Annotated in this window: 19 protein-coding genes, 1 tRNA gene and 1 riboswitch; of the genes, 10 read left to right on the top strand and 10 right to left on the bottom strand. The window is 72.9% G+C overall.

Annotation, left to right across the window (positions count from 1 at the left end; all coding sequences use genetic code 11):
* Nucleotides 1-26: 26 nt before the first annotated feature.
* The gene (locus OG247_RS39320) at nt 27-1,643 is read left to right on the top strand and encodes a N,N-dimethylformamidase beta subunit family domain-containing protein (RefSeq protein ID WP_327256746.1); all 1,617 of its coding nucleotides are present in this window, start codon (nt 27-29) and stop codon (nt 1,641-1,643) included.
* A gap of 128 nt (nt 1,644-1,771) precedes the next feature.
* The gene (locus tag OG247_RS39315) at nt 1,772-2,161 is read left to right on the top strand and encodes a VOC family protein (RefSeq protein WP_327256745.1); all 390 of its coding nucleotides are present in this window, start codon (nt 1,772-1,774) and stop codon (nt 2,159-2,161) included.
* Nucleotides 2,162-2,206: 45 nt separating this feature from the next.
* Here OG247_RS39315 and OG247_RS39310 read toward each other — a convergent pair whose 3' ends face one another.
* The 4 genes from OG247_RS39310 to OG247_RS39295 form a co-directional block, all read right to left on the bottom strand.
* Nucleotides 2,207-3,010: an ABC transporter ATP-binding protein gene (locus OG247_RS39310; RefSeq protein ID WP_327256744.1), complete on the bottom strand. Its 804-nt coding sequence runs from the start codon at nt 3,008-3,010 to the stop codon at nt 2,207-2,209.
* A 71-nt stretch (nt 3,011-3,081) separates the two neighbouring features.
* Entirely contained in the window at nt 3,082-4,137 is a 1,056-nt protein-coding gene (locus OG247_RS39305) for a FecCD family ABC transporter permease (RefSeq protein WP_442813532.1), read from the bottom strand.
* A complete protein-coding gene (locus OG247_RS39300; RefSeq protein ID WP_327256743.1) occupies nt 4,134-5,126 on the bottom strand; it encodes an ABC transporter substrate-binding protein in 993 nt (330 codons plus the stop codon). The genes OG247_RS39305 and OG247_RS39300 overlap by 4 nt, the downstream gene beginning before the upstream one ends.
* Nucleotides 5,127-5,183: 57 nt before the next feature.
* Nucleotides 5,184-5,264, bottom strand: a riboswitch (cobalamin riboswitch).
* Between the two features lie 49 nt (nt 5,265-5,313).
* The gene (locus OG247_RS39295) at nt 5,314-6,294 is read right to left on the bottom strand and encodes a helix-turn-helix transcriptional regulator (protein ID WP_327256742.1); all 981 of its coding nucleotides are present in this window, start codon (nt 6,292-6,294) and stop codon (nt 5,314-5,316) included.
* A gap of 242 nt (nt 6,295-6,536) precedes the next feature.
* Here OG247_RS39295 and OG247_RS39290 point away from each other — a divergent pair, with 242 nt between their 5' ends.
* Together OG247_RS39290 and OG247_RS39285 are read left to right on the top strand one after the other, a co-directional pair.
* Nucleotides 6,537-7,745 (top strand): IS701 family transposase, encoded by a 1,209-nt coding sequence (locus OG247_RS39290; protein ID WP_327256741.1) that lies wholly within the window; start codon nt 6,537-6,539, stop codon nt 7,743-7,745.
* Between the two features lie 242 nt (nt 7,746-7,987).
* Nucleotides 7,988-8,446, top strand: a complete 459-nt coding sequence (locus tag OG247_RS39285; protein ID WP_327256740.1) for a hypothetical protein — start codon at nt 7,988-7,990, stop codon at nt 8,444-8,446.
* Nucleotides 8,447-8,542: 96 nt separating this feature from the next.
* Here OG247_RS39285 and OG247_RS39280 read toward each other — a convergent pair whose 3' ends face one another.
* From OG247_RS39280 to OG247_RS39270, 3 genes are all read right to left on the bottom strand, one after another.
* Entirely contained in the window at nt 8,543-9,463 is a 921-nt protein-coding gene (locus OG247_RS39280; protein WP_327256739.1) for an aldo/keto reductase, read from the bottom strand.
* Nucleotides 9,464-9,503: 40 nt separating this feature from the next.
* Nucleotides 9,504-10,013, bottom strand: coding sequence for a GNAT family N-acetyltransferase (locus tag OG247_RS39275; protein WP_327256738.1), 510 nt, complete (start codon nt 10,011-10,013; stop codon nt 9,504-9,506).
* A 90-nt stretch (nt 10,014-10,103) separates the two neighbouring features.
* Nucleotides 10,104-10,179, bottom strand: a tRNA-Trp gene (locus OG247_RS39270).
* 430 nt (nt 10,180-10,609) lie between these two features.
* Here OG247_RS39270 and OG247_RS39265 point away from each other — a divergent pair.
* The 5 genes from OG247_RS39265 (at nt 10,610) to OG247_RS39245 (ending at nt 18,983) form a co-directional block, all read left to right on the top strand.
* Nucleotides 10,610-13,993, top strand: coding sequence for a S8 family peptidase (locus tag OG247_RS39265; RefSeq protein ID WP_327256737.1), 3,384 nt, complete (start codon nt 10,610-10,612; stop codon nt 13,991-13,993).
* Nucleotides 13,994-14,192: 199 nt separating this feature from the next.
* The gene (locus OG247_RS39260) at nt 14,193-15,524 is read left to right on the top strand and encodes a glycoside hydrolase family 18 protein (RefSeq protein WP_327256736.1); all 1,332 of its coding nucleotides are present in this window, start codon (nt 14,193-14,195) and stop codon (nt 15,522-15,524) included.
* An 81-nt stretch (nt 15,525-15,605) separates the two neighbouring features.
* On the top strand, nt 15,606-16,850 hold the full coding sequence (locus OG247_RS39255) for a serpin family protein (RefSeq protein WP_327256735.1): 1,245 nt from the start codon (nt 15,606-15,608) through the stop codon (nt 16,848-16,850).
* A gap of 43 nt (nt 16,851-16,893) precedes the next feature.
* Nucleotides 16,894-18,099 carry a serpin family protein gene (locus OG247_RS39250; protein WP_327256734.1) on the top strand — a complete coding sequence of 402 codons (1,206 nt, stop codon included), beginning with the start codon at nt 16,894-16,896 and terminating at the stop codon, nt 18,097-18,099.
* Nucleotides 18,099-18,983, top strand: a complete 885-nt coding sequence (locus tag OG247_RS39245) for an aldo/keto reductase (protein ID WP_327256733.1) — start codon at nt 18,099-18,101, stop codon at nt 18,981-18,983. Before OG247_RS39250 ends, OG247_RS39245 begins: the two co-directional genes overlap by 1 nt.
* A 50-nt stretch (nt 18,984-19,033) precedes the next feature.
* Here OG247_RS39245 and OG247_RS39240 read toward each other — a convergent pair whose 3' ends face one another.
* Both OG247_RS39240 and OG247_RS39235 read right to left on the bottom strand, forming a co-directional pair.
* The gene (locus OG247_RS39240) at nt 19,034-20,137 is read right to left on the bottom strand and encodes a PfkB family carbohydrate kinase (RefSeq protein ID WP_327256732.1); all 1,104 of its coding nucleotides are present in this window, start codon (nt 20,135-20,137) and stop codon (nt 19,034-19,036) included.
* Nucleotides 20,134-20,778, bottom strand: coding sequence for a bifunctional 4-hydroxy-2-oxoglutarate aldolase/2-dehydro-3-deoxy-phosphogluconate aldolase (locus OG247_RS39235; protein ID WP_327256731.1), 645 nt, complete (start codon nt 20,776-20,778; stop codon nt 20,134-20,136). Before OG247_RS39235 ends, OG247_RS39240 begins: the two co-directional genes overlap by 4 nt.
* A gap of 92 nt (nt 20,779-20,870) precedes the next feature.
* On the opposite strand from OG247_RS39235, the gene OG247_RS39230 reads away from it, so the two are divergent.
* Nucleotides 20,871-21,665 carry an IclR family transcriptional regulator gene (locus OG247_RS39230; RefSeq protein ID WP_327256730.1) on the top strand — a complete coding sequence of 265 codons (795 nt, stop codon included), beginning with the start codon at nt 20,871-20,873 and terminating at the stop codon, nt 21,663-21,665.
* A gap of 29 nt (nt 21,666-21,694) precedes the next feature.
* Here the strand turns inward: OG247_RS39230 and OG247_RS39225 are convergent, their stop codons facing one another.
* Nucleotides 21,695-23,845: a tetratricopeptide repeat protein gene (locus tag OG247_RS39225; protein WP_327256729.1), complete on the bottom strand. Its 2,151-nt coding sequence runs from the start codon at nt 23,843-23,845 to the stop codon at nt 21,695-21,697.
* Between the last annotated feature and the right edge of the window lie 45 nt (nt 23,846-23,890).

The raw sequence follows: 23,890 nt of genomic DNA, 5'->3' as shown, positions 1-23,890 counted from the left end.
CCACAGGGTGACATAGCGTGACCCGCATGGATCAGGATCACATATCCGGGGACGGCGAAGGCGCGGGCAGGCGGCGATTCCTCGCCCTGGCGACGGGGGCGGCGGCCACCGCCGCCGGGCTGGGCGCCGTGGCCGGCTGCGCGAACAGGGACGCCGGGGAAGCGGACGGGGCGGGACCCGGCGAGAGCCGGGATCCGTCCGGCCCACCGGAGAAGCGGGAAGGGCCGCGCGCCTTCGACGTCCGGGCGGAGAACGCCCGCCCGGGGAACGCCGACTGGCAGGTCACCAAGGCCGGCCCGGCCCGCGCCATCGAGGGCTTCGCCGACCGGGTCAGCGTGCTGCCCGGCGAGTCCTTCGGCCTGCACGTCTCCACCACCGCGCCCCGGTTCACCGTCTCCGCCTACCGCATGGGCTGGTACGGCGGCTCCCGGGCCCGCCTGATCTGGCGCTCCGAGGCCCTGCCCGGGGTGCGCCAGCCCGACCACACGGTGGAGACCTCGACCCGTATGGTCCGCACCCGGTGGTCCCGCAGCACCACCGTCGAGACCAAGGACTGGCCCGAGGGCTGCTACCTGCTGCGCCTCGACGCGCAAGGCGGCGAGGGCCAGCGGTTCGTCCCCGTCACCGTGCGGTCCGCCGCCACGGCCGGGCGTACCGTCGTGGTCAACGCGGTGGCGACCTGGCAGGCGTACAACCGCTGGGGCGGCTACGGCAGTTACGACGGCCCCAGCGGCGGATACGCCTCGCGCTCGCTCGCCGTGACCTTCGACCGGCCCTACGCGTACGACGACGGCGCGGGCCTCTTCCTCGTGTACGAGGCTCCGCTGCTCGCGCTCGCCGAGCGGCTCGGCATCCCCCTGGCGTACACGACGACCACCGACGTGGCCCGGGAGAAGCGGCTGCTGGAGGGCGCTTCGGCGGTCCTCTCCCCCGGCCACGACGAGTACTGGTCGCCCGAGCAGCGCGCGCACGTCACGGCGGCCCGGGACGCGGGGACCAACATCGCGATCCTGGGCGCGAACTGCTGCTACCGCCGGATCCGGCTGGAGGCCTCCGAGCTCGGACCGGACCGTACGGTGGTCTGCTACAAGTCCTCCTACGAGCAGGATCCCGGCTTCGAGCGCGGGCACCCGGCCACCGTCGACTTCCGTTCCCCGCCCGCCGCCGACCCGGAGAGCACACTGCTCGGCGTGATCTACGACGGCTACCCGGTGGACGCCCCGTACGTGGTGACGCACCCGGGCCACTGGCTCTTCGAGGGCACCGGAGCGAAGGCCGGCGACAGCTTCCCGCACCTGGTCGGCGTGGAGTACGACAAGGTCAACACCGGTTTCACGACCCCGCGCCCGATCGAGATCCTGGCGCACTCCCCCGTGGTCTGCGAGGGCCGCCCCAGCCACCAGGACACGGCGTACTACACGACGCCGAGCGGCGCCGCCGTGTTCGCGACGGGGACGATGCGGTGGGTGGAGGCTCTCGACGCGAAGGGCGACGGCCGCAGCGGAGCCAACCACGGCCTGGACGCACGCTCGGGCGCCCTGACCACCCGGGTGACGGAGAACCTGCTGCGCGCCTTCGCGGCCGGCCCGGCGGGACGGACGCATCCGGCGCAGGACAACGTGAAGGCGGTGTACGGGGGATAGACCCCGCCTCAAACGCACTGGACTCCACCCGTAAGGGGTGTTTAGGATCATGTCGCGGCATCGCGTGTCGGTCACCGGCTGGGTGAGGCATGGAGGTGCCGGGACGTGCCTTTCGGAGGCATCCACTCATGACGGTTCAACTCAACCACACGATCATCCACTCCCGTGACCACCGGGAGTCGGCCGAATTCCTGGCGTACTTCCTCGGCCTGGAGGTCGGAGCCCCCTGGGGCCCCTTCATTCCCGTCGAGACCGCCAACGGCGTCACCCTGGACTTCGCGACCATCCCCGCCGAGTCCATCACCGCACAGCACTACGCGTTCCTCGTCTCCGAGGCCGAGTTCGACGAGGCCTTCGAGAAGATCAAGCGGGCGAGGATCACCTACTTCGCCGACCCGCACGGGCAGCGCCCGGGCGAGATCAACCACAATGACGGCGGCCGCGGTGTCTACTTCCAGGACCCCTCGGGCCACGGCATGGAACTGATCACCGTCCCGTACGGCGGCTTCAAGGAGTAGGACCGGCCCGGCGGCGGGGGCTCGCCCGCCGCCGCCGGGCCGGTCTCAGTACCCCGTTCGGTCCCCGTCCTCCGGAAGGTAGACGATGTTGACCGCGCCCGTCGTGGGGTGGGTTCCGACGCGGGTGCGGACCCCGTAGACCTCGGCCAGCAGGGGCTCCGTCAGTACCTCCGCCGGGGTGCCCGAGGCGGCCACGCGGCCGTCCGCCAGGACGTACAGGCGGTCGCAGTACATCGCCGCCAGGTTGAGGTCGTGCAGGACCAGCAGGGCGGTGGCGGACAGGGCGCGGACCAGCCCGAGGATCTCCAGTTGGTAGCGGATGTCCAGGTGGTTCGTCGGTTCGTCCAGGGCGAGCAGGCCGGGGTCCTGGACGAGGGCGCGGGCCACCAGGGCGCGCTGGCGCTCACCGCCCGAGAGCCCGTCGAAGCGGCGGCCCGCGAGGGCGGCCGCTCCGACGGTGTCCAGGGCCCGCGCGACGCGGCGTACGTCGTCGGGTCCGTCCTGCTCCCAGAACCGTTTGTGCGGGCTGCGCCCCATGGCCACCACCTCGCGCACGGTCAGCCCGAAGGTTCCGGCCGCGTCCTGGGGCACCACCGCCACCCGCCGGGCGCGGTCCTTGACGCCCAGCGAGGCCGCGTCCACACCGTCCAGCAGCAGCCGCCCGCCGGTCGGGCGCAGGGTGCCGTAGACGCAGCGCAGCAGTGTCGTCTTGCCGCTGCCGTTGGGGCCGACGACTCCGACCGTCTCGCCGGGGCGGGCGGTGAGGTCGATCCCGTGCAGCAGCGGCTGCCCGTCGATCTCGTAACGCACGGCCTCGACGGCGAGTTCCGCCGCCCCACGCCCAGACATCGGCCCCGCCTTCGTCCCTGCCTTCGTCCCTGCCAACAACCCTGTCGCCGGCCCCGCCGGCCGTCCCGCCGTCATCCCACGACCCCTTCGGTGCGGGTGGACCTGCGCAGCATCCACAGGAAGAACGGCCCGCCGACGAGCGCCGTGACCACGCCGACCGGAATCTCCTCCGGCGCGGCGGCGGTACGGGCGATCAGATCGGCCAGGGTCAGGAACACCGCCCCGCCCAGCGCGGCCACGGGCAGCAGCGCCCGGTGCCCGGCGCCGACGACCATCCGCGCGGCGTGCGGCACCATCAGCCCCACGAAGCCGATCGCCCCGCTGTAGGCCACCAGCACGCCGATGACGAGCGAGGTGAGGACGAACACGGCGGCCCGGAACCGGCTCGTGTCCAGCCCGAGCGTCTGGGCGCCCTCCTCCCCCGCGAGCAGCAGGTCGAGCGGCCGGGCCAGGGCGATGAGCAGCCCGGTGCCCAGGAGCAGGGCCCCGGCGGGCAGGGCCAGTTCGCCCCAGCGCGCCCCGCCGAGCCCGCCGAGGGTCCAGAACAGCACGCTGCGGATCTGGTCGGGACGGGCGGCCAGCACCAGGATCAGGCTGGTCAGGGCGGACAGGACGTACTGCACGGCGACTCCGGCGAGGATCAGCCGGCCGGTGGTCATGGCTCCGCCGCGCCGGGCCATCGCGTAGACGGCGACGAGCGCGCCCATCGACCCGGCGAACGCCGCGAGCGGTACGGCGGCGGCGCCCGCGAAGCCGAGGAACCCGGCGCCGAAGACGATCACCAGCACGGCTCCGGCCGAGGCCCCGGAGGAGGCTCCGAGCAGGAACGGGTCGGCGAGCGGATTGCGCACGAGGGCCTGGAGCACGGTTCCCGCGACGGCGAGTCCCGCGCCGACGACGGCGCCGAGCAGGACGCGCGGCATCCGGACGTCCCAGACGATCGCTCCGAAGGCGCCCGCTCCCCCGCCGGGTCCCGGTCCGGCGAGCACGATGTCGAGCACCCGGTCCGCAGGGATCCGTACCGGTCCCAGGGCCAGCCCCGCCAGGGCCGACGCGGCCAGCGCGGCGGCGAGCAGGGCCAGTACGACCGGCGTACGGGTGAACGCGCGGGCGGCCCGGAGCCTCACGCGGCGTCGGGGTGGAGCTGGCCGCCCAGCGATTCGACGGCGTCGGCGACGCGTACGCCGAGCACGGCGGAGGACAGCGGCAGCACGACGAACCGCCGGTTCTTGATCGCCGGGACCTGCGCCAGTGCCGGGTCGTTCAACAGGCGCTGCTTCTTGGCTTCGACGGTGGTGCCGCCGTAGTCGTAGATGAGGACGACCTCGGGCTTCCGCTCGATGACCTTCTCCCACGACACGTCGCCGAAGGTGTCGTCGAGGTCGGCGAACACGTTCGTCCCGCCCGCCAGCGAGACGATCTCGTTACCGATGCCGTTGCCGCCGGAGGTGAAGGCGGAGGCCTCGCCCGAGTCGTAGACGAAGACCGCGGGCCTGGCCTTGTCCTTCACGCGTGCGCTGACGGCTCCGACGCGGCGTTGTTCCTCCGCGATGAGCCGCTCGCCGCGCTCGGGCACGCCGAAGGTCCGTGCCACCTCGGTGATTTCGGTCCTGAGCTGGTCGAGGCCGACCTTGCCCTGGGTGCAGTACTCCACGCTGAGGCGGGAGTTGATGCCGGACTTCGCGAGCCCCTCGCGGTCGCGGCCCTGCGCCTTGTCGAAGGCGCTGGAGTAACCCCCGTACACGAAATCGGGGTTGGCGCCGAGGAGGATCTCCTTGGCGGGGTATTCCTTCGCCAGCACCTTGATCTTGTCGTACGCGGGCCGGTAGGCGGGCAGTACGGAGTCGTCCAGGTAGGCCGTCCCGACCGTCTTCCCCTCCAGCCCGAGGGCCAGGAGGATCTCGGTGGCGTGCTGGTTCATGGCGACCGCTCGCTGCGGCGGCGCCTGATAGGTGCTGGTGACACCGCAGTTGGTGACCGTGTACGGGAAGCCGGGGACGGCGCCCGCTCCCGCCTTGGCGTCCTGCGCCGCGGGTACTCCCCCACACGCGGCCAGCGGTATCAGGAGGGGGACGGGCAGGAGCGCGCGCAGCAGCGCACGGGCGTACGAAGACATGGTGAAGCCTCTCCGGGGGATCCGCGTCCCCTGGTCGAACCGAAAGAGGCGGTGCGTCAGTGTCTGACTCCCGGGGCCCCGCGCGGGGGCGTACCGGTCACAGTGGCGGGACCGCACCGGATTCGCACCGGTTTCCTGTCCTGCACCGCCTGGATAACCCGGCCCAGTGTGCCAGAAGGCCGGGGCGTCAGCGCTTCGGGCGCACTCCGTCGGCCGCCCGCACCGTCCTCGCCTCCCGGGAGGCGAGGATCCGCAGCGCCTCCTCGGAGCGTGATCCCGGCTCGGCCGTGTAGAGGTAGAGGGTCTGGTCGGGGTCGTCGGGGAAAGTGAGCGACTCGTACTCCAGGGCCAGTTCACCGACGGCGGGATGCCGGAACCGCTTGGTGCCGTGAGTGTGCTCGAGCACGTCGTGCCCGGCCCACCAGCGCCGGAAGTCTGCGTCCAGCGCCGCCAGTTCATCCACGAGGGGGTTCAGCCCGGGATCGTACGGGTGCCTGCCGGCGTAGAACCGCAGCGCGGCGACGGCTCCGCGCGCGGCGCTCTCCCAGTCGGCGAACAGCCCGCGGGCGGCGGGGTCGAGGAAGAGGAACCGGGCCAGATTGCGCTCGCGTCGGTCCGGCGTGCCCGACTCCGCCGCGTCCGGCTCCGCCGCGTCCGGGTCCGGCGCGCCGAAGCCGGCGTAGAGAGCCTCCGCGAGCCGGTTCGCGGCGAGGACCTCGAGCCGGCGCCCCATGATCATCGCCGGGGTGCCGTCGTCCAGGGCGTCCAGTACCCGGTAGAGGACCGCCCGGACCCGCTGCGGGCCGGCGGTCTCCGCGGGGCCGGGGGGACCGGCCGCCGCGCCGGGGGCGCGCCCGGGCCCGGGGGTCCGCCGCGGCCGGGCCAGGCCGAAGAGGTGGGACCGCTCGGTGGCGTCGAGCCGCAGCGCACGGGCCACGGCGTCGAGGACCTCGTCGGACACGTGCTGGGTGCGGCCCTGCTCCAGCCGGGTGTAGTAGTCCACGCTGACCCCCGCGAGCTGCGCGACCTCCTCGCGCCGGAGCCCGGGCACGCGCCGCCTTCCCGGATGTGCGGCGGCGCCCACCGCCTCGGGGCCGATCCGGGCTCGGCGGGAACGCAGGAAGTCCCGCAGGTCGGACTGGGGCTCGCGCCCGGCGGTGGCGGTCATTCCCCCAGGCTAGGGCCTGTCGTCAAACTCCCGTCGTCGCCCGAAGGGCGGCCTCGCGGCGTCTGGTGCGTGCTCTCGGCGTGCCGGGCGGAAGCCTGCGTACTGGACGTACTTGGCTTCCGTCCGGTGCGGCGAGAGCGCGTGCCAGGCGTCGCGAGGCAGACGGGAGTTTGACGACAGGCTCTAGTAGTGCTTTGTTAGCTGGTCTTGTCACGTTGGGTGTCTGGTAGTTCGCTGGTTGTATGAGGGTTGGGGAGCTTGCTGCGGTTCGGGTCCGGTTGGAGGAGTTCGTCTCCGAGGTGTTCGCGCCGCTGGTGCGGCGGGACCAGCGTGAGAAGGGCTTGCTCTATGTGCGGGGGCTGTTGCTGGACGGCCGGCGGAAGTCGATGCAGCCGATGGCCGAACGCCTCGGCATCGATCATCAGCGGTTGCAGCAGTTCATGACGTCCTCGACCTGGCCGGTCGAGGACGTCCGGGCCCGGCTCGCATGGCGGGCCGTGGCCGCGGTGCGGCCCGAGGTATGGGTCGTGGACGACACCGGCTTCCCGAAGGACGGCACGGCCTCGCCGGGGGTGGCCCGCCAGTACTCGGGCACGCTGGGCAAGGTCGGCAACTGTCAGATCGGCGTCAGTGTCCATGCCGCCACGGACACGGCCTCCTGCCCGTTGTCCTGGCGCCTGTTCCTGCCTGCGAGCTGGGACAGCCCGGAATCCGAGGCCCGCAGGCGAGCCTGCAAGATTCCCGATACCGTGCACCACCGCCCCAAGTGGCAGCTTGCGCTGGACATGCTCGATGAACTCGACGGGATCGGCCTGCGGCCTGCATCACTGGTTGCGGACACCGGCTACGGCGCGAACGCGGACTTCCGCCACGGCCTGGAAGTCCGGGGCCTGGCCTATGTCCTGCAGGTGAAAGCCGAGATGACCGCCCACGGCCATGACGCCGTGCCGTATCAGCCCCCATACAGCGGGCTCGGTCCCAGGCCCCTGCCCCGTTACCGCACCCGGCCCGTCTCCTTACGCGACCATGTGTTGGCCGCCGGCCGACGGGCGGGACGCACGCTGACCTGGCGCAAGGGCTCGAAAGCGGCGATGAGCTCGCACTTCGTGCTCCTGCGCGTCCGCCTCGCGGGCCGCCGGCCCAAACCCGCCGCCGACGGGACGATCCCCCTCGCCTGGCTGATCGCCCAGTGGCCCGAAGGCGAGACGGAGCCGGTGAGGTACTGGATCTCGAACCTGCCCGCCGACATCCCAGCCAAGGACCTGGTCCGTCTCGCGAAGACCCGCTGGCGGATCGAGCACGACTACCGCGAACTGAAAACCGTCCTGGGCCTGGACCACTTCGAGGGCCGCTCGTTCACCGGCTGGCACCGCCACGTCACCCTCGTGACCGCCGCCCACCTCTTCCTCACCGAACAGCGGAGGACCCCAAAAGTCCCTGCCAGGGCCTGACCCTCTACCAGGCCCTGGACCTCCTCCAACACCTCATCGCCACCTGGACCGGCACCTGCCCCACCTGCCGGCAACCCACCCCATGGCAGCCCTACGACAGCACGTAACAAAGCACTACTAGGCCAGGCCAGGCCGTCTCTTTCGGATCCTGCCCGGCCCGCGCCGACCGGCAGTTCGGGGTGCCGTGTCACAGCCCGGTCACAGCGGCCCCGCGGGCGCCGGGCCGGGGCGACCATGGCCCGATGCGCAGACACCACGTGATCATCGCCCTCACCGGCGCCGGACTGCTCGCCCTCACCGGGTGCGGCAGCGATTCCGACGCACCGGCCCCCGGCAAGACCTCCACCCCAGCCCCGGCCTCGACCGTGCCGAGCCCCGGTCAGAGCGGCAGGCCCAGCGCCGATCCGAGCGCGGCCCGCCCCGACAGCGGCCTCCCGCCGAGCCCCGCACCCGCGCAGCGCGCCGCCTACCTGGCCGCGCTGAACACGATCGACCCCGAGATCGTCAACGGCAAGGACGACAAGGCCGTCTCGCGCGGCCTGGACCAGTGCCAGTCCATGAAGGGCGAGAAGGACCCGGCCAAGCGAGTGGCCGGGGCGAACCAGCGCTTCATCGGCCCCAACCACCCCGACGGCTTCGGCCCCGTCAAGTCCGCCCTGATCGTCGCGGCCGTCCAGGCCAACCTCTGCCCGACCTACTGAGTCCCTCCGAGGGCACAGGCGGGGGCCGGAGGCGGGGGCCGGAGGCGGGGGCGGGGGCTAAGGCGGGGGCCAAACCGCGGCAGCCCGGCCACCGCCTCATGCCGTCTCCTCGCTCGCCGCGGCCAGACCGGCGAGTTCACCCTCGGACAGGCTCAGGCAGCCCGCGGCGACGTTCTCGGCGAGGTGACCGAGGTCGCCGGTGCCGGGGATGGCCAGCACGTGGGAGCCCTGGTGCAGGGTCCAGGCCAGCCGGATCTGGGCCGCGCTCACGCCGTGAGAGCGGGCGACGGAGCGGGCGACGGAGTCGACTTCAGCGCTGTGGCCGTTGGTGGCGCCGGCGGTGCGACCGGTTCCGGCGATGGAGTAGAACGGCACGAACGCGATGCCCTGCTCACCACAGATGTCCAGGAGCTCCTTCTGTTCGGGGCCCGCGCCGATGCCGTACATGTTCTGGACGCAGACCACCGGCGCGATGCTCCGGGCCTCGGCGAGGTGGTGGCTGCGGACGTTGGACAGGCCCAGGTGCCGGATGAGCCCGGCCGCACGCAGGTCGGCCAGTGCGCCGAAGCGTTCGGCGATCGAGTCGCTGCCGACGATGCGCAGGTTCACCACGTCGAGGTGGTCGCGGCCGAGCTGGCGCAGGTTCTCTTCGACCTGGCCGCGCAACTGCTCGGGGGTGGCGTGCGGCAGCCACTGGCCGGAGGGATCGCGGCCCGGTCCGACCTTGGTGGTGATGACGAGCTCGTGCGAGTAGGGGGCCAGCGCCCGGTTGATCAGCTCGTTGGCCGAGCGCAACGAGGAGAAATAGAACGCGGCGGTGTCGATGTGGTTCACACCGAGCTCGACCGCGCGGCGCAGTACGGCGATCGCCTGGTCGCGGTCCCGTGGAACGGCCTCGGCCGCGAATGCCTCACCGTGCTGCGTCAGGCGCATCGTGCCGAAGCCCATCCGGTTGACCGTGAGGTCTCCGAGCGTCCACGTGCCGGATGCCGCCGCTGTGATCGTCTGTGAGGTCATGGCGCGATCATGTCCGCGCGCCGGGCCGGCCTGCCATTGATTAAGGCATGCCCGAATCCAACGCGTCTTCTTCGGTCTTGAAGGTCCGGAACCCACGGCGGTGGTAGTTGGGCAGGGCGTTCGCGTTGTCGGCCGAGGACGTGTGCAGCCATACCCGGCGCACGCCCGGCACCAGCTTCCAGCCCTGCCGGATCGCGAGCGTCAGCGCATGCCCGCCGAGCCCCTTCCCGGTGAACTCCGGCAAGAGCCCGAAGGTCCTGATCTCGACGTCGGCGCCCGGGTGGAGGTCGTAACAGACCATGCCGGCGGGCTCGCCCTCCAAAGTCAGCAGCCAGCACGTCCGGTCCGGATGCTCGGCGAACCACGCCTGCCACTCCCGTGGCCCGCGACGGGCGCTGCGCCACTGGTACGGCGCGCCGATCCTGGCCATCAGGTCGGGAACCGGCGACAGGTCGTCGCCGACGGCGACGAGCACCAGTCCCGGGACCGGAGCACCGGGAACGAGCTGACTCGGGTCGGTCATCTCGACATGGGTCACGATCTTCGTCACCCGAGAAAGGCTACGCCCCCGGGGCAAGAGAAAAGGGACTCCAGGAGCGTTCCCCTCGAGTCCCTTTTCCATGACGGAATTGGTCAAACTTGGCAGGGGTGGCAGGGCTCGAACCTACGACAACCGGTTTTGGAGACCGGTGCTCTACCAACTGAGCTACACCCCTTCGGTGAGACCAACCATGTCATGTCGCACGCCGAAGATCCACTGAATTCGGTGATCAACCGCGAGGAATTTCGTCACGGGTCCGGCCGCCGGCGGATCCGAGCCAGCCGACGCACGGGCCGTCTTCGCTGGTCAGGGCGACACCGAGGGGGGCAGGCCGCCGCGGCCCACTCCGGTCTGCGTCCACTCCTTGAGACAACAAGTATTGCGCCGTGGACAGTTGACCTACGCGGCACCCCGAGAAGGCGCTGATGGCTTCCTCCGGCCCCGGAAGCACCGGTTCCTCCCACCAGGGGAGGCGTCCGGCTACACCCTGGGGTGTATTTCTCCGGAACGCGCTCTCCTTCTTGCCCCCGCGGAGAACCGGGTCCCGTCCCGGGTGCGTGCTACCGGCGAACACGCTGGCGCGCACACCGAATTGGGGGAAACGGGTGACATCCAGAACAAGGGCGGGAACGGCGGCGCTGACAGCCGCCGTGGCCGGGACGCTGATCATGGGGACGGCCGCGGCCGGCATCCAGCCGGCACTGGCCGCGAACTCCACCGCACAGGGCACGCAGCAGAACGCGCAGCAGGACACGAAGGGGAGTCCGGTCGGCGCGAAGCCGCCGGCGGACGCGACGGTGACGCTGATCACCGGTGACCGCGTGGTCGTCGGCGGCGGCGACGGCGCCGTCGTCCGGATCACGCGTGGTGCGGGCCGCGAGAAGACCACCTTCTCGGTTCGGCGCGAGGACGGGCACACATACGTCATTCCGATGGACGCCCTGCGCCTGATCGGCGACGGCGTCCTGGACCGGCGGCTGTTCGACGTCGCCCAGTTGGCCAGGGACGGGTACGACGACGCACACCTCGGCGCACTGCCCCTGATCGTCGGCTACCGGAAGGAGGGCGCCCCGGTGGGTGCCTTCGCGACCGGTGACCCGCTCGCCCGGGTCGCGCGCGAGCGCCGTCCGCTGCCGTCCGTGGACGGCGAGGCCTTTGACGTGCCCAAGGCCGAGACCGCGGCCCTGTGGTCGGCGGTCACCGCCGGCGCGGACGCCCGTACGCGGGGATCCGCTCCCACCACGCCCATCGCCCACCTGTGGCTGGACGGCAAGGTCCGCACCTCCCTCGACACGAGCGTGCCGCAGATCGGCGCCCCCGTCATGTGGAAGGCGGGTTACACCGGCAAGGGCGTCAAGGTGGCGGTCCTGGACACGGGCATCGACCAGGACCACCCCGACCTCAAGGGCGTGGAGATCGCCGAGAAGAACTTCAGCGACTCGCCCGACTCCCTCGACCGGCACGGGCACGGCACCCACGTGGCCTCCACCGTCGCCGGGACCGGCGCGCGGTCGGGCGGCCAGTACAAGGGCGTGGCGCCCGGGGTGCGTCTCCTGGACGGCAAGGTCATCAACGACGACGGCTGGGGAACCGAGTCGGGCATCATCAGCGGCATGCAGTGGGCCGTCGACCAGGGCGCGAAGATCGTCAACATGAGTCTCGGGGGCCAGGACGAGCCGGGCGTGGACCCGAAGGAGGCTGCGGTCGCCCGCCTCTCCGCCAAGGCCCTCTTCGTCATCAGCGCGGGCAACTACGGCGACCGGCCCGGAACCATCGCCTCGCCCGGCAGCTCCCCCGCGGCGCTGACGGTCGGCGCGGTCGACAAGCAGGACCGGATCGCGGACTTCTCCAGCCGGGGCCCGACGGCCGACGGAGTGTCCAAGCCGGACATCACCGCTCCGGGCGTCGACATCACCGCCGCCCTGAGCACGCACAGCTGGAACCCCGACGACAAGAGCTACACCACCATGTCGGGCACTTCGATGGCCGCCCCGCACGTCACGGGCGCCGCCGCCCTGGCGCTCCAGCAGCACCCCACCTGGAGCGGAGCCCAGCTCAAGGCGCTGCTCACCGGATCAGCCCGGCCCGACCCGGTGCTCAACGCCTCCGAACAGGGCTCCGGCCGGGTCGACCTGGCGCGGGCCGCCACGGCCGTCGTCGTCTCCGAATCCGGCTCGCTCAACTTCGGTACGCGGCTCTGGCCGCACACCGACGACAAGCCGGTCGGCAGATCCCTCACCTACCGCAACCACGGCACCAAGCCCGTCACCCTCAAGCTGAGCACCACCGCCACCGGCCCGGGGGGCGGCCCGGCCCCGGCGGGGATGTTCACCGTCAAGGACGCCCGGCTCACCGTCCCCGCCGGTGGCACCGCGACCACCACCGTCACCGTCGACACCCGCAAGGGCACGGTCGACGGCACGTTCGGCGGCAGCGTACGGGCCGATGGCGGCGGCCAGTCGGTGCGCACCGGCATGGTGGCCGTCCGCGAGGTGGAGTCGTACGACGTCGTCCTGCGGCACACCGATGTCGACGGTGCGGCTCCGCAGAGCTACTCCAGCGCGCTCGCAAAGATCGGCAGGGAGGTTCCGGGACGCATCGAGTTCCCGATCGTGCCGAGCGGGACCGTCGTGAAGCGGATACCCAAGGGCGACTACCACTTGGAGAGCGTCGTCTTCGGCGCGGGCGGCCGGATGGCCGTCTTCGTCCAGCCGGTCGTGAAGGTGACCGTGAAGACCACGATCACGCTCGACGCCCGCAAGGCCAAGCCGTTGGCCGTCACCGCCCCGGATCCAGCGGCACGGCTGGTCGGCGGCACCCTCGGGTACGTCGACGCGAACGCGCGGGTGGCCGGATCCTGGACCTTCGACGGGCGGACACAGGTCCGCACCGCCGCGCTCGGCACGGCGAGCACCGGTATGCGGGCGCAGTTCAACGGGTTGTGGAAGAACCCCGGTGCGGCCGGCAAGAACGTCGACTACCGGCTCGCCTTCAACCGCACGGGCAGCTTGTTCACCGGCCTCACCAAGACCGTCACCCGGGCCGAGGTCGCCGAGTTGAAACTCGGCTTCGCGGCCTCCGTCACCGGGGCGAAGGGCCTGATCTGGATGACGCCCTACGACGTGACCGGCTCGTCCGCCTTCGGTATGCGCGACCCCATCGAACAGGAGCTGCCCATGTCCGGCACCCAGTACGTCAGCACCATCGGGGTCCGCTGGACCTGGAATGTGTACCAGCTCAACGCGCAGGGTGACACACGCCTGGGCTACGACACCGGCCTCATCACCTACAAGCCGGGCAGCAGCAAGGCCGTAAAGTTCAACTTCGGCGTGGTCGGCCCCAGCATGGAGAACGCGGACACAGAGGTCGGCGGCCACCGGACCGGCGACAACATCTACGCCAACCTCCGGCTGTTCAACGACGGCAGCGGCCACGTGGGCGGCTCGGTCGTCACCGGGGGCTTCACCCGCCTGGAGTCCGGCGGCAAGGTCATCGCCGAGGGGTCGGACACCGGCTGGGTGAGCGCGGACGTTCCGGCCGGCTCGGCGGCGTACCGTCTGAGCGCGGAGTCGAGCCGCTCCCCCAAGGACACCACGACCAGTACGAAGGTGGCCGCGGTCTGGACGTTCACCTCGGCCCGGCCGCCCGCGGACCAGTCGGTGCGACTGCCGCTGTCCACGGTGCGCCTCTCCCCGACGCTGAGCCTGCGCGGGACGGCCCGGGTGGGCGCCGATCTGAAGGTTCCGCTGCACCTGGGCGGGCCGGCCGCGGGGGCCGGGCAGGTCGCCGCGCTGACCGTCCGGGTCTCCTTCGACGAGGGGAAGACCTGGAAGCTCCTCGCGGTGACGACCGACGCGAAGGGGGCCCGCTCGGTGATCGTGCGACACCCGGAGACGGCCAAGTCCGTTTCCTTCCGGGTGGACTTGAGGGACAAGGCCGGCAACACCGTTCGCGAGACGATCACGAACGCCTACCGGCTCGTGCCGTGAGGTGACCGCACCGGTCCGTCCGACCTGACGTGACGTGACCGTGACGAACACGGGTGGGCTCCGCCGGCGGCGGGGCCCACCCGTGTGTGCCCACCACGTTTCACCCCGCCCCCTTGACCCACACTGGTCCAGACCAATAGTTTCCGCATGCACAGCGCACGCGCCCCGGCACCACTCACCGCATCCGCAAAGGAAGCCCATGCGCCGCAGCATGCTCGGCAGGCTGGCCATTGCCGCCTGCTCCCTCTCCCTGCTGACCGCCTTCGCCCCCGCCCACGACGACGCCGGCCGCGGCGACTCCGGGCACGGCCGCTCGTACAAGAAGGTCGGCTACTTCACCCAATGGGGCGTCTACGGAAGGGACTTCCAGGTCCAGGACCTGGAGAAGAACGGCAGCGCGAGCAAGCTCACGCACATCAACTACGCCTTCGGCAACATCAGCGCGGACGGCAAGTGCTTCACCGGCAACATCCCCGGTGAGGCCGACGCGTGGGCCGACTACGTCCGCCCGCTGGACGCCGAGAACTCCGTGGACGGCGTCGCCGACGACTGGGTGCAGCCGCTCGCCGGCAACTTCAACCAGCTCCGCGAGCTCAAGGCCAAGCACCCCGGCCTCAAGGTCCTGATCTCCCTGGGCGGTTGGAGCTGGTCCACGCACTTCTCGGACGCCGCGCTCACCCCGGCCTCGCGCAAGGCCCTCGTATCCTCCTGCATCGACCTCTACATCAAGGGCAACCTCCCGCAGGACGGCAGCCGCGGCGGCGCGGGTTCGGCCGCGGGGCTCTTCGACGGGATCGACCTCGACTGGGAGTGGCCCGGCTCCTCGGGCGACACCGACACCACCTACCGCCCCGAGGACAAGAAGAACTTCACGGCGCTGGTGAGCGAGTTCCGCACCCAGCTCGACGACTACGCCCGCAGCCAGAAGCGGAAGGCGAAGTACGAGCTGTCCGCCTTCGTCCCGACCTCCCCCGCCAAGATCGACGCGGGCTTCGACGTCCGCCGGATCATGCGCGACCTCGACTTCGTGACCCTCCAGGGCTACGACTTCCACGTCTCCGGCGAGGCGACCACCGCCCAGCAGTCCGCGCTGTACGCGAGGAACGACTTCAGCGTCGACGGCACCGTGGACGCCTGGGAGCGGCGCGGCGCGCCCGCGCACAAGCTCGTGATGGGCATGCCGTTCTACGGGCAGGGCTGGACCGGGGTCAGCGGCGGCGGGGACGGCATGGGCCAGCCCGCGACGGGCCCGGCGCCGGCCGCCTGGGCCAACGGATACGCGGACTACAAGGAGCTCAAGCAGCTTGCCGCGTCCGGTACTTACAAGCTCCACCGGGACCGCCGCAACGGCAGCGCCTGGCTCTTCGACGGCACCACCCTGTGGACGTACGACGACCCGCAGGTGCTGCGCACCAAGACCCGGTACATCCGCGAAGAGGGCCTCGGCGGCGCGATGTTCTGGTCACTGGACGCGGACACGGCCGACGGTGAACTGATGACCGCGGTCGACCAGGGCCTGCGCGGCCACTGACGGCCCCGCCCCCGAACAGCGCCGCCGGGCCGTGGAAAAACGACGCGGCCCGGCGGCGCCCCACCCCTTACGCTCCCCCGCATGAAGACGAAGACGGTACGGGCGGTCAACGCGCTCGCCTCCCACTGGGCCGGGCACGCGGCGGCGGACGGCACGGGCACGGTGTTCACGGCCGCCGGGGTCTGGCCGCTGCTGGCCCTGCTCGCCGACGGCGCCGCCGGACCCGCCCGCACCGAACTGGAACAAGCCCTCGGCATACCCGCCGACGCGGCGGCCGAAGCCGCCCGGGAGCTGCTGACCGCCCTGGACGGCGTACGGGGCCTGCGCTGCGTCTCCGGCTTCTGGGCCGCGAGGGACCTCTTCCTGGAGGAGGCGTGGTCGGCCCGGCTTCCCGCCGGGATCCGGTCCACCCTCACCGGTGACGAGGACACCGACCGCAAGGCCCTGGACGCCTGGGCCGCCGAACACACCGACGGCCTCATCGAGAGGATGCCGGTACCCGTCCACGAGGAGACACGCTTCGTGCTCGCCTCCGCGCTCACGCTGCGCACGCGGTGGATCCAGCCCTTCGACGCCTGGACCACCGAGATCGGCGAAGGCCCCTGGGCAGGGCGGACGGTGCAGGGCCTGAGCCGCGGTACGACCCTCCTCGACCGGGTCCGCGTGGCCCGGGCGCCCAGCGGCCCGGTCACCCTGCTGGAGGTGGTGGGCGACGGCGGAGTCGACGTCCACCTCGTCCTGGGCGAGCCGCAGGCCCCGCCGGGCCTGACCCTCCAGGCCGGGATCGCGGCCGTCACCCGGGCGATCCCGTCGACGGGCGCGAGCCTGCTGCCCGAGGGGAACCCGGGGCCTGGCCTGCACATCGCCAGCACCCTCTCGGAACGCCGCGAACACCGGCTCGGCATCAGCACGGTGGCCTTCGAAGTGGAGGCGGACCACGATCTCCTCGACCCGGCCGGGCTGTTCGGTCTGGAGAGCGCCCGCGACACCCGGACCGGCCACTTCCCGGGCATCAGCCGAGAGCCGCTGGCCGTCGGCTCCGCCCGGCAGTCGGCCGTCGCGCGCTTCCACTCCGAGGGATTCGAAGCCGCCGCCGTGACGGCGATCGGGGCTGTCGGCGCCGGCGCGATGCCCCGGCTGAGGTACCGCGTCCGACACGCCCAAGTGGCCTTCCACCGTCCCTTCGGCTTCCTCGCCGTCCACCGGACCTCCCGCCTGGTGCTCGCCGCGGGCTGGGTGGCGGACCCCCTGCCCTACGAGGAAGTGGACCATGCGGCGGAGGAAGCGGAGGCCTGGGCCAAGCTGGATGCCGAGGACTGGGGCTGAGCCGTTCCCGCTCCGCCCGGCCCTGGCCCGTACGCTCCGTCCCATGGACAACTCGACGGTGGAGGCGGTCAACCGCCTGACGGCACGGTGGGCGGCACGAGGGTCGGCACGGTCCGCGGACACGGCCGAAGGCACGGTGTTCACGGCGGCCGGGCTCTGGCCGCTGCTGGCCCTGCTCGCGGACGGCGCCGACGGCCCGGCCCGTACCGAACTGGAGCAGGCCCTCGGCATACCCGCCGACGCGGCGGCCGAAGCCGCCCGGGGGCTGCTGACCGCCCTGGACGGCGTACGGGGCCTGCGCGCGGCCACCGGCGTGTGGGCGCGGCGGGACCTGCCGCTGGAGGCGGCGTGGTCGGACCGGCTCCCGGCCGGGACCCGGTCGGCCCTGACCGGTGACGAGGACACCGACCGCAAGGCCCTGGACGCCTGGGCCGCCGAACGCACCGACGGCCTCATCGAGCAGATGCCGGTGGAGGTCGGCCCGCACGTCGACCTGGTCCTCGCCTCCGCGCTCGCGCTGCACCTGACCTGGGAGAAACCCTTCTCCGAGCGGCAGGTGCGGCCGCACCGCGGCCCGTGGAACGGGCGCTGCCTGCGCGGACTGACCGTCACCCACGCCTTCCCCGAGCGGATCCGGGTGGCTCAGGGTGCCGGCGGCCCGGTCACCCTGCTCTGCGTACCCGGTGCGCCCGGCGCGCACGGCGCGCACGGCGCGGACGTGCACCTGCTGCTCGGAGAGCCCGGGGCAGCGCCCGGGGAGGTCCTGACCACCGGGATCGCCGAGGTCACGGGCGCGCTGGCCTCCTCGACCGCGAGTGAGCTCCCCGACGGCTCCGCGGGCCCCGGGCTGTCGCTGCGCACGGTGGATTCGACCCGCCCCGAACCGGTGGCCCGGATCGCCACGGTGGCCTTCGACATCCGTGCCGAGCACGACCTGCTGCTCCACTCCGAACTGTTCGGCCTCACCTCCGCGGCCGCCCGCCCCGGCCATTTCCCCGGCATCTCCGCCGTCCCGCTGGCCGTCGGCTCGGCCCGCCAGTCCGCCGTGGCCCGCTTCCACGCGGAGGGGTTCGAGGCCGCGGCCGTCACCGCGGTCGGCATGTTCCGCGGGGCCGCGAGGGTGCCCTCGCACCGGGTCCGGCAGGCCGAGTTCGAGGTGGACCGGCCCTTCGGCTTCCTCGCCGTCGACCGGGAGTCCGGTCTCGTGCTGTTCGCGGGCTGGGTCACCGACCCCGATACCCTCGCCTGATGACGTCCGACAAGATCACCGCGGCCGATTCCGGCACCTGGCTCCTCGGCGACCTCCCGGTCCGCCGCATCGGCTTCGGCGCGATGCGGCTCACGCACCTCGCCGACGGCTCCCCCAGCGACCGGGACCGGGTGACCGGGGTGCTGAGGCGGGCGGTCGAGCTGGGGGTCAACCACATCGACACGGCCGCCTTCTACTTCTCCCCGACCCGCTCCGCCAACGAGCTCATCAACCGGGCCCTCGCCCCGTACGCCGACGAGCTGGTCATCACCACCAAGGTCGGCCCGGGCCGCGACGCCGCCGGCGACTGGTGGTGGGCCGCGCCCGGGCAACTGCGCGGGCAGGTCGAGGAGAATCTGCGCCAGCTCGGCCGCGACCACCTGGACGTGGTCAACCTGCGCGTCCCGCGCCAGGCGGAAACCGGTTCGATCGCCGAGCACTTCGGCGCCCTCGCCGAGCTGCGCACCGCCGGGCTGATCCGGCACCTGGGCGTGTCCAACGTACGGCCGGACCACCTCGCCGAAGCGCGGGCCATCGCGCCCGTGGTCTGTGTGCAGAACGCGTACGGGATCGGTTCGCCGGCCGAGGAGCACGCCTTCCTCGACGCGTGCGGTGAACAGGGCATCGCCTTCGTCCCCTTCTTCGCGATCGCGGGCGCGGGCAAGGAGGCCGGAGGGGTCACCGAAGAGGGCCCGGCGGTACGCGATCTCGCGCGGGCCCACGGGGTGTCCCCGGCCCAGCTCCGCCTCGCGTGGACCCTGAGCCGGGGCCCGCACGTACTCGCCATCCCGGGCACCGGCAACCCCGACCACCTGACGGAAAACGTCTCCGCCGGCGCACTGCGGCTGCCGCCCGAGGAGACGGCGCTGCTCGAGGCCGCGTAGCAGCGCCGGGCGCCCCGCCGAGGTGGCGGCGTCCTCCCTGTCCACGATGCTCATGTCGTCGCCCGCTCCCTCCTGAGGGTGTCTTCGCGGTGCGCGGCCGCCAGGGCGGCCGTCTCGGTGAAATCGGGGATGCGGCCGGTGCCGCCGCGGCCGGACACGGAGAGGGAGGCGGCCGCCGTCGCGTACGTGATGGCGGCCGCGAGGGTGTCGCCGAGTGCGAGCCGGGCGGTGGCGGTGCCGGTGAAGCAGTCTCCGGCGCCGGTCGCGTCGACCGGGTCGGGGTTCACCGGGACGGGGAGGTACGCCGCTGCCGTGCCGTCGTCCAGCAGCAGCCGGTCGGCGCCCGCGGTGACCGCGACGGTACGGGCGCCCAGGGCCCGGTAGCGGGCGGCGGCCTCGGCCGGGTCGTCGGTGTCGACCATGGCCAGCGCGTCGGCCGGGCAGGAGGTCTTCAGCAGCCCGGTCAGCGGGGCGATGCGGGCCAGAAGCGTCCGCGCCTCACCTCGACTGGTGAGCCGGGAGCGGAAGTTGGGATCGTAGGAGAGGTGTCCGCCGGCTTCGTGCACGGTCCGGGCGGCGAGCAGTACGGCTTCGCGGCTGTTCGGCGACAGGGCGCCGGCGATACCGCTGGTGATGAGGGCCGTGGAGTTGGTCAGCAACTCCCGCCAGGACTCGACGTGTTCCACCGAGAGGGTGGAACCGGCGCTGCCGGTGCGCCAGTACACGAACTCGCGGTCGCCCTCGGTGTCGGCGCAGAGCAGGTAGGCGCCGTTCGGGCGCGGGGAGCGGCGTACGTGGGAGACGTCCACGCCGAGTGCGGCGGCGCGGGCCAGCAGCGGGACGCTCAGCTCGTCCTCGCCGACGACGGCGAGGAGGGCGGTGCGGGCTCCGGCGGCGACGGCGGCGGCCGCGGCGTTGAGGGCGTCCCCGGAGAAGGAGACGCGGGCGGGGGTACCGTCGGCGGCGTCCCGCAGGGCGGTCTCGGCGTGGATCTCGACGAGGACCTCGCCGAGGACGAGGACGTCGTACCCGTGGGGGACTTCGCACCCCTGGGGGACTTCGTACCTCTGGGGGACTCCGAACCTCTTGGACGCACCCCCGGACCCGGTCGCCGTCGTGGTGGCGCTCCCGGTCGTGTTCCCGGCCCCGGTCACGGTCGCCGCTCCGCGCCCGCGCAGTCGCCGCAGCAGGGCCGGGCGAGGTCGGCGAAGGCGGCGGCCAGTTCGCCCGGGTCCGCGGGCAGGCCGCCGCCTATCCCGACCGCGGCGGCCCCGGCGGCGAGCCAGTCGCCGACCTCGCCGGGCTTGATCCCGCCGGTCGGGACGATCAGGGCGTCGGGGAGGACCGCCTTGAGCGAGCGGATGAACTGCGGGCCGCCGACGTGGGCGGGGAACACCTTCGCCGCGCCGCCGGACCGGACTGCGGAGGCGATCTCGCCGGGGGTGAAGCCGCCTTCGATGAAGGCGGCCCCGCGCTCCCGGGCGACCTCGCGGACCTGGGGGGCCGGGTACGGGGAGATGAGGAAGGCGGCGCCCGCGTCGAGTGCGGTCCGCGCGGCCAGGCCGGTGGTGACGGTGCCGACTCCGATGAGGGCGGGCCGCCCCAGCGCGTCGGTGAGGGGCACGGTGCGGGCCACCGCCTCGGCCCAGCCGGGGGTGGAGGTGGTCAGTTCGACGGCGCGGCAGCCGGCGGCGAGCAGGGCGGTGGTGTGGCGGACGGCCTCGTCGGCGTCGGCGTTGCGCAGGACCGGCAGCAGGCGCTGCGCGGTGATGGCCGCGTACGGATGACAGGACAAGAGACCCTCCATTTGTTCCACGTAATGGAACTTGGTATCGTGTAACGGAACTTCTGGTGCAGACCATACCCACCTCTGGAGATCCCTTGTCCATGGACGGACGACCCGAGAACGCGGAGGCCGAAAGCAGTGCGCGCGGCGGCCGGACCTCCGCCGCGGGTACGGCGCTCGAGAAGTCGATGCGGATCCTGGAGGCCGTGGCCGCGCCCGGAGGCCCGCACCGGCTCACCGATGTCATGGCCGCGGCGGCCGTGCCGAAGTCGAGCACCTTCCGCATCCTGGCCTCGCTGATCGAGCAGGGCTTCGTACGCTCCGAGGGCGAGAGCCGATACGGCGTCGGCCCCCGGCTGCGCGCACTGTCCGCCCTGGTCAGCGGCGGGGAGCCGGCCAGCATCGAGCGGATCCTGCGAGAACTGCAAGAGGCCACCGGGCAGGCCGTCCACCTGGCCCTGCACAGCGGGGAGACGATCACCTACATCCGGAAGCTGGAGAGCGATCAGCCCTTCCGGACCGCCTCGCGGGTCGGCATGCGGATGCCGCTGCACACGACCGCGATCGGCAAGAGCATCCTGGCCCGGCTGCCCGGGGGCGAGGCCCGCGAGCTGGTCGCGGCGGCCGGCCTGCCGCGCCGCACGCCGAACACGCTCACGACGCCGCAGGCTCTGGAGGCGGAGCTGGAGGTCGTGCGGGCACGGGGGTTCGCCCTGGACGACGAGGAGAACGAGGCGACGATCCGCTGCATCGGCGCCGCGATCCTCGACGCCCACGGGCGCCCGATCGGCGGCGTCAGCATCACCACCGTGACCTTCCTGGTCTCCCGCACGGAGATCGAGGCCTACGCGCCCGCCCTGCTCGAAGCCACCCGGGCTCTGGCCCCGCTGCTGTAGCCCGCCGGCCGGGAGGGGGTGCGAGCCGGTCACCCGGGGCCGGAAGCGCCTCGCGAACCCTCGGCCCGGCCGGCCGACGGGCCCGGGCCTGCGGCAGGGTCCCGGCCGGCGACAGGAGCACGGCCTGCGGCAGGGCCCCGGCCGGCAGCAGGGTCCCCGCCGGCGGTCCGGGTCAGCAGTTCCCGGGCCGTCCGCAGGTGGCGGTGGCCCGGTTCCAGGACGGACTCGGCCCGCGCCAGGGCGCCGGTCAGTACCGCGGCCGCCTCGGGGGCCCGGTCCCTGGCGAGCAGCGCGCGGGCCCATTCCAGGCGGGAGTAGAACACGTGCGGGTGGTCCTCGCCGAGCACCCGGGTCCGGTCGGCGGTGAGCTCCGCCCAGGCCTCGGCCGCCTCGGCGGTGCGCCCGGCGCGGGCAGCGAGCGCGGCCAGGCTTCCCCGGATGGCGAGTGTGTGCGGATCGTCGGGCCCGATCCCCCCGGAAGCTTCCGCTTCGGCCAGCAGTCTCCCCAACTCGGCCTCGGCATAGGCGGGTTCGGACGGCCGGAACCAGATCAGGCTGCGCCGGGTCGCCAACACCTGCGGATGGCCGGCGCCGTGGACCCGTAAGCGGTCGGTCAGCAGCACTTCCAACTGGCGTGCCGCCGCGCGGGGATCACCGCCCTCCCCGGTGAAGTAGGCCAGCTGGTGCCGGGCCGCCAGGGTGTCCGGGTGGTCGGGCCCCAGCACCTCCTCCACGTCCGCGAGCAGCTCCGCGAACTGGGATGCGGCGGCCAGGTGGTTCCCTGACTCCCCTACGAAGAAGGCCAGTTGATGCCGCGCCGCCAGGGTGTCGGGGTGCCTGGGCCCGAGCCGCCCGGCGCGCCTGTGGGCGATCCCGGCGAGATCGGCGGCGGCCCGGCGCGGTTTCCCGGAGTCCCCGATGGCGATGGCCAGCGGCAGTTCGGCGCCGGGGACCCCGCCGCGGGAGGCGAGTGCGAGGGCTTCGACGGCCCGCGCGAGACGGCCTTCCTGATGGGCGACGAGCCCCATGTCGTAGGCGTCGGCGGGCTCCACCAGGGGCAGCAGTCCGCGCCACAGGTGATCGGGCACCGGACCGTTGCCCGGTGCGTTCAACAGGTAGTCGAACGCGGTGAATCCGGCCCCGAAGTTGCCGATGAGCAGCCCGCTCGTGGCGTAGGCGGCGGCGCAGGCCCAGTCCATCGCCTCCGCGAACGGTTCGGGCTGGAGGTCGCCGCCGCCCCGGGCCGCCAGGTAGGGGGCGTGCAGCTCGCGCAGCCACGCCCGGCTCACCGGGCGGCGCAGTCCGGCCCGGCGGCAGTCCACCGCCGCCGCGACCACGGCGGCGCCGCGCGGATTGGCCCCCGGGGCCCAGGCGTTCTCCCAGGCCGCCAGGAGCTCCGGACCGGCCGCCAACACCTCGGCCACCCCGAACCGCTCGCCCGCGCGCAGCGCGGCCCCGATGCGCGGATCACCCTGGTGGGCGGCGGCCCGGCCGCGCTCCGCCCTGGACCAGTGCCGGGGCAGCCTGATGACGGCCGCCCGGTGGAGCAGGTCGCGCTGGGCCCGCCAGGCGTCCCGGTCCGAGCCGGTGAGCCGGCTCTCCTCGCGGGCGTCGTAGCGCCGGTATTCCTGGACCCGCATCGTCGCGATGACCACGGCCCTGTCCAGGGAGGCCAGTTGGGCGGCGCCGAGGCCGCCCGCGCCGAGGAAGTCCTCCAGGTCGTCCAGCCAGAGCACGGCGCGCCGCCGCCGCCCGGCGATGCGCAGCGCCTCGGGCAGTGCGGAGCGGGAGAGCGGGCGGACGAAGGCGTGCCGGGGGTACCGGGCGCGGGCCACCTCGTAGGCGAGCCGGGTCTTGCCCGCCGTGGACTCCCCCACCACGAGGACGAAGCGGTTTCGCTCCAGGGCGGCGCGCAGTCCCGGTTCGGCGTCGCGCCGGATGTACGCGGGCGGGGCCGCGGGGGCCTCGGCCGGGTGGGCTCCGGCGAGTTCGGGGCGGTCCACCTGGCGCAGCAGCGGGATCCGGCCCGCCGCCGTACGCAGGAGCTCCCCGGCTGCCCGGGGGTCGGCGGCCTCCCCGGGAGGTCGCATCCGCTCGGCGGCCAGTCCGGACAGCGTGGTGACGGCCGCGCCGATCCCGGCGGCCCAGGGCCCCGAGGTCCACACCGTCGCCAACGCCACCGCACCTGCTCCGAGCCCTACCGAACCGAGGTATCCGGCCCAGCC

It is taken from the genome of Streptomyces sp. NBC_01244 (assembly GCF_035987325.1).
GTDB lineage: Bacteria > Actinomycetota > Actinomycetes > Streptomycetales > Streptomycetaceae > Streptomyces.
Note: the sequence above shows the minus strand (reverse complement) of the source record. Positions and strands in the feature narration are given on the sequence as shown.

Bases quoted from the DNA above. Each gene is read 5' to 3' on its own strand.
- OG247_RS39320 (WP_327256746.1), top strand. From the start codon at position 27: ATGGATCAGGATCACATATCCGGGGACGGCGAAGGCGCGGGCAGGCGG.
- OG247_RS39310 (WP_327256744.1), bottom strand. From the start codon at position 3,010: ATGTCTGGGCGTGGGGCGGCGGAACTCGCCGTCGAGGCCGTGCGTTAC.
- OG247_RS39280 (WP_327256739.1), bottom strand. From the start codon at position 9,463: ATGACCTCACAGACGATCACAGCGGCGGCATCCGGCACGTGGACGCTC.
- OG247_RS39290 (WP_327256741.1), top strand. From the start codon at position 6,537: ATGAGGGTTGGGGAGCTTGCTGCGGTTCGGGTCCGGTTGGAGGAGTTC.
- OG247_RS39285 (WP_327256740.1), top strand. From the start codon at position 7,988: ATGCGCAGACACCACGTGATCATCGCCCTCACCGGCGCCGGACTGCTC.
- OG247_RS39295 (WP_327256742.1), bottom strand. From the start codon at position 6,294: ATGACCGCCACCGCCGGGCGCGAGCCCCAGTCCGACCTGCGGGACTTC.
- OG247_RS39245 (WP_327256733.1), top strand. From the start codon at position 18,099: ATGACGTCCGACAAGATCACCGCGGCCGATTCCGGCACCTGGCTCCTC.
- OG247_RS39315 (WP_327256745.1), top strand. From the start codon at position 1,772: ATGACGGTTCAACTCAACCACACGATCATCCACTCCCGTGACCACCGG.
- OG247_RS39230 (WP_327256730.1), top strand. From the start codon at position 20,871: ATGGACGGACGACCCGAGAACGCGGAGGCCGAAAGCAGTGCGCGCGGC.
- OG247_RS39300 (WP_327256743.1), bottom strand. From the start codon at position 5,126: ATGTCTTCGTACGCCCGTGCGCTGCTGCGCGCGCTCCTGCCCGTCCCC.
- OG247_RS39250 (WP_327256734.1), top strand. From the start codon at position 16,894: ATGGACAACTCGACGGTGGAGGCGGTCAACCGCCTGACGGCACGGTGG.
- OG247_RS39255 (WP_327256735.1), top strand. From the start codon at position 15,606: ATGAAGACGAAGACGGTACGGGCGGTCAACGCGCTCGCCTCCCACTGG.
- OG247_RS39260 (WP_327256736.1), top strand. From the start codon at position 14,193: ATGCGCCGCAGCATGCTCGGCAGGCTGGCCATTGCCGCCTGCTCCCTC.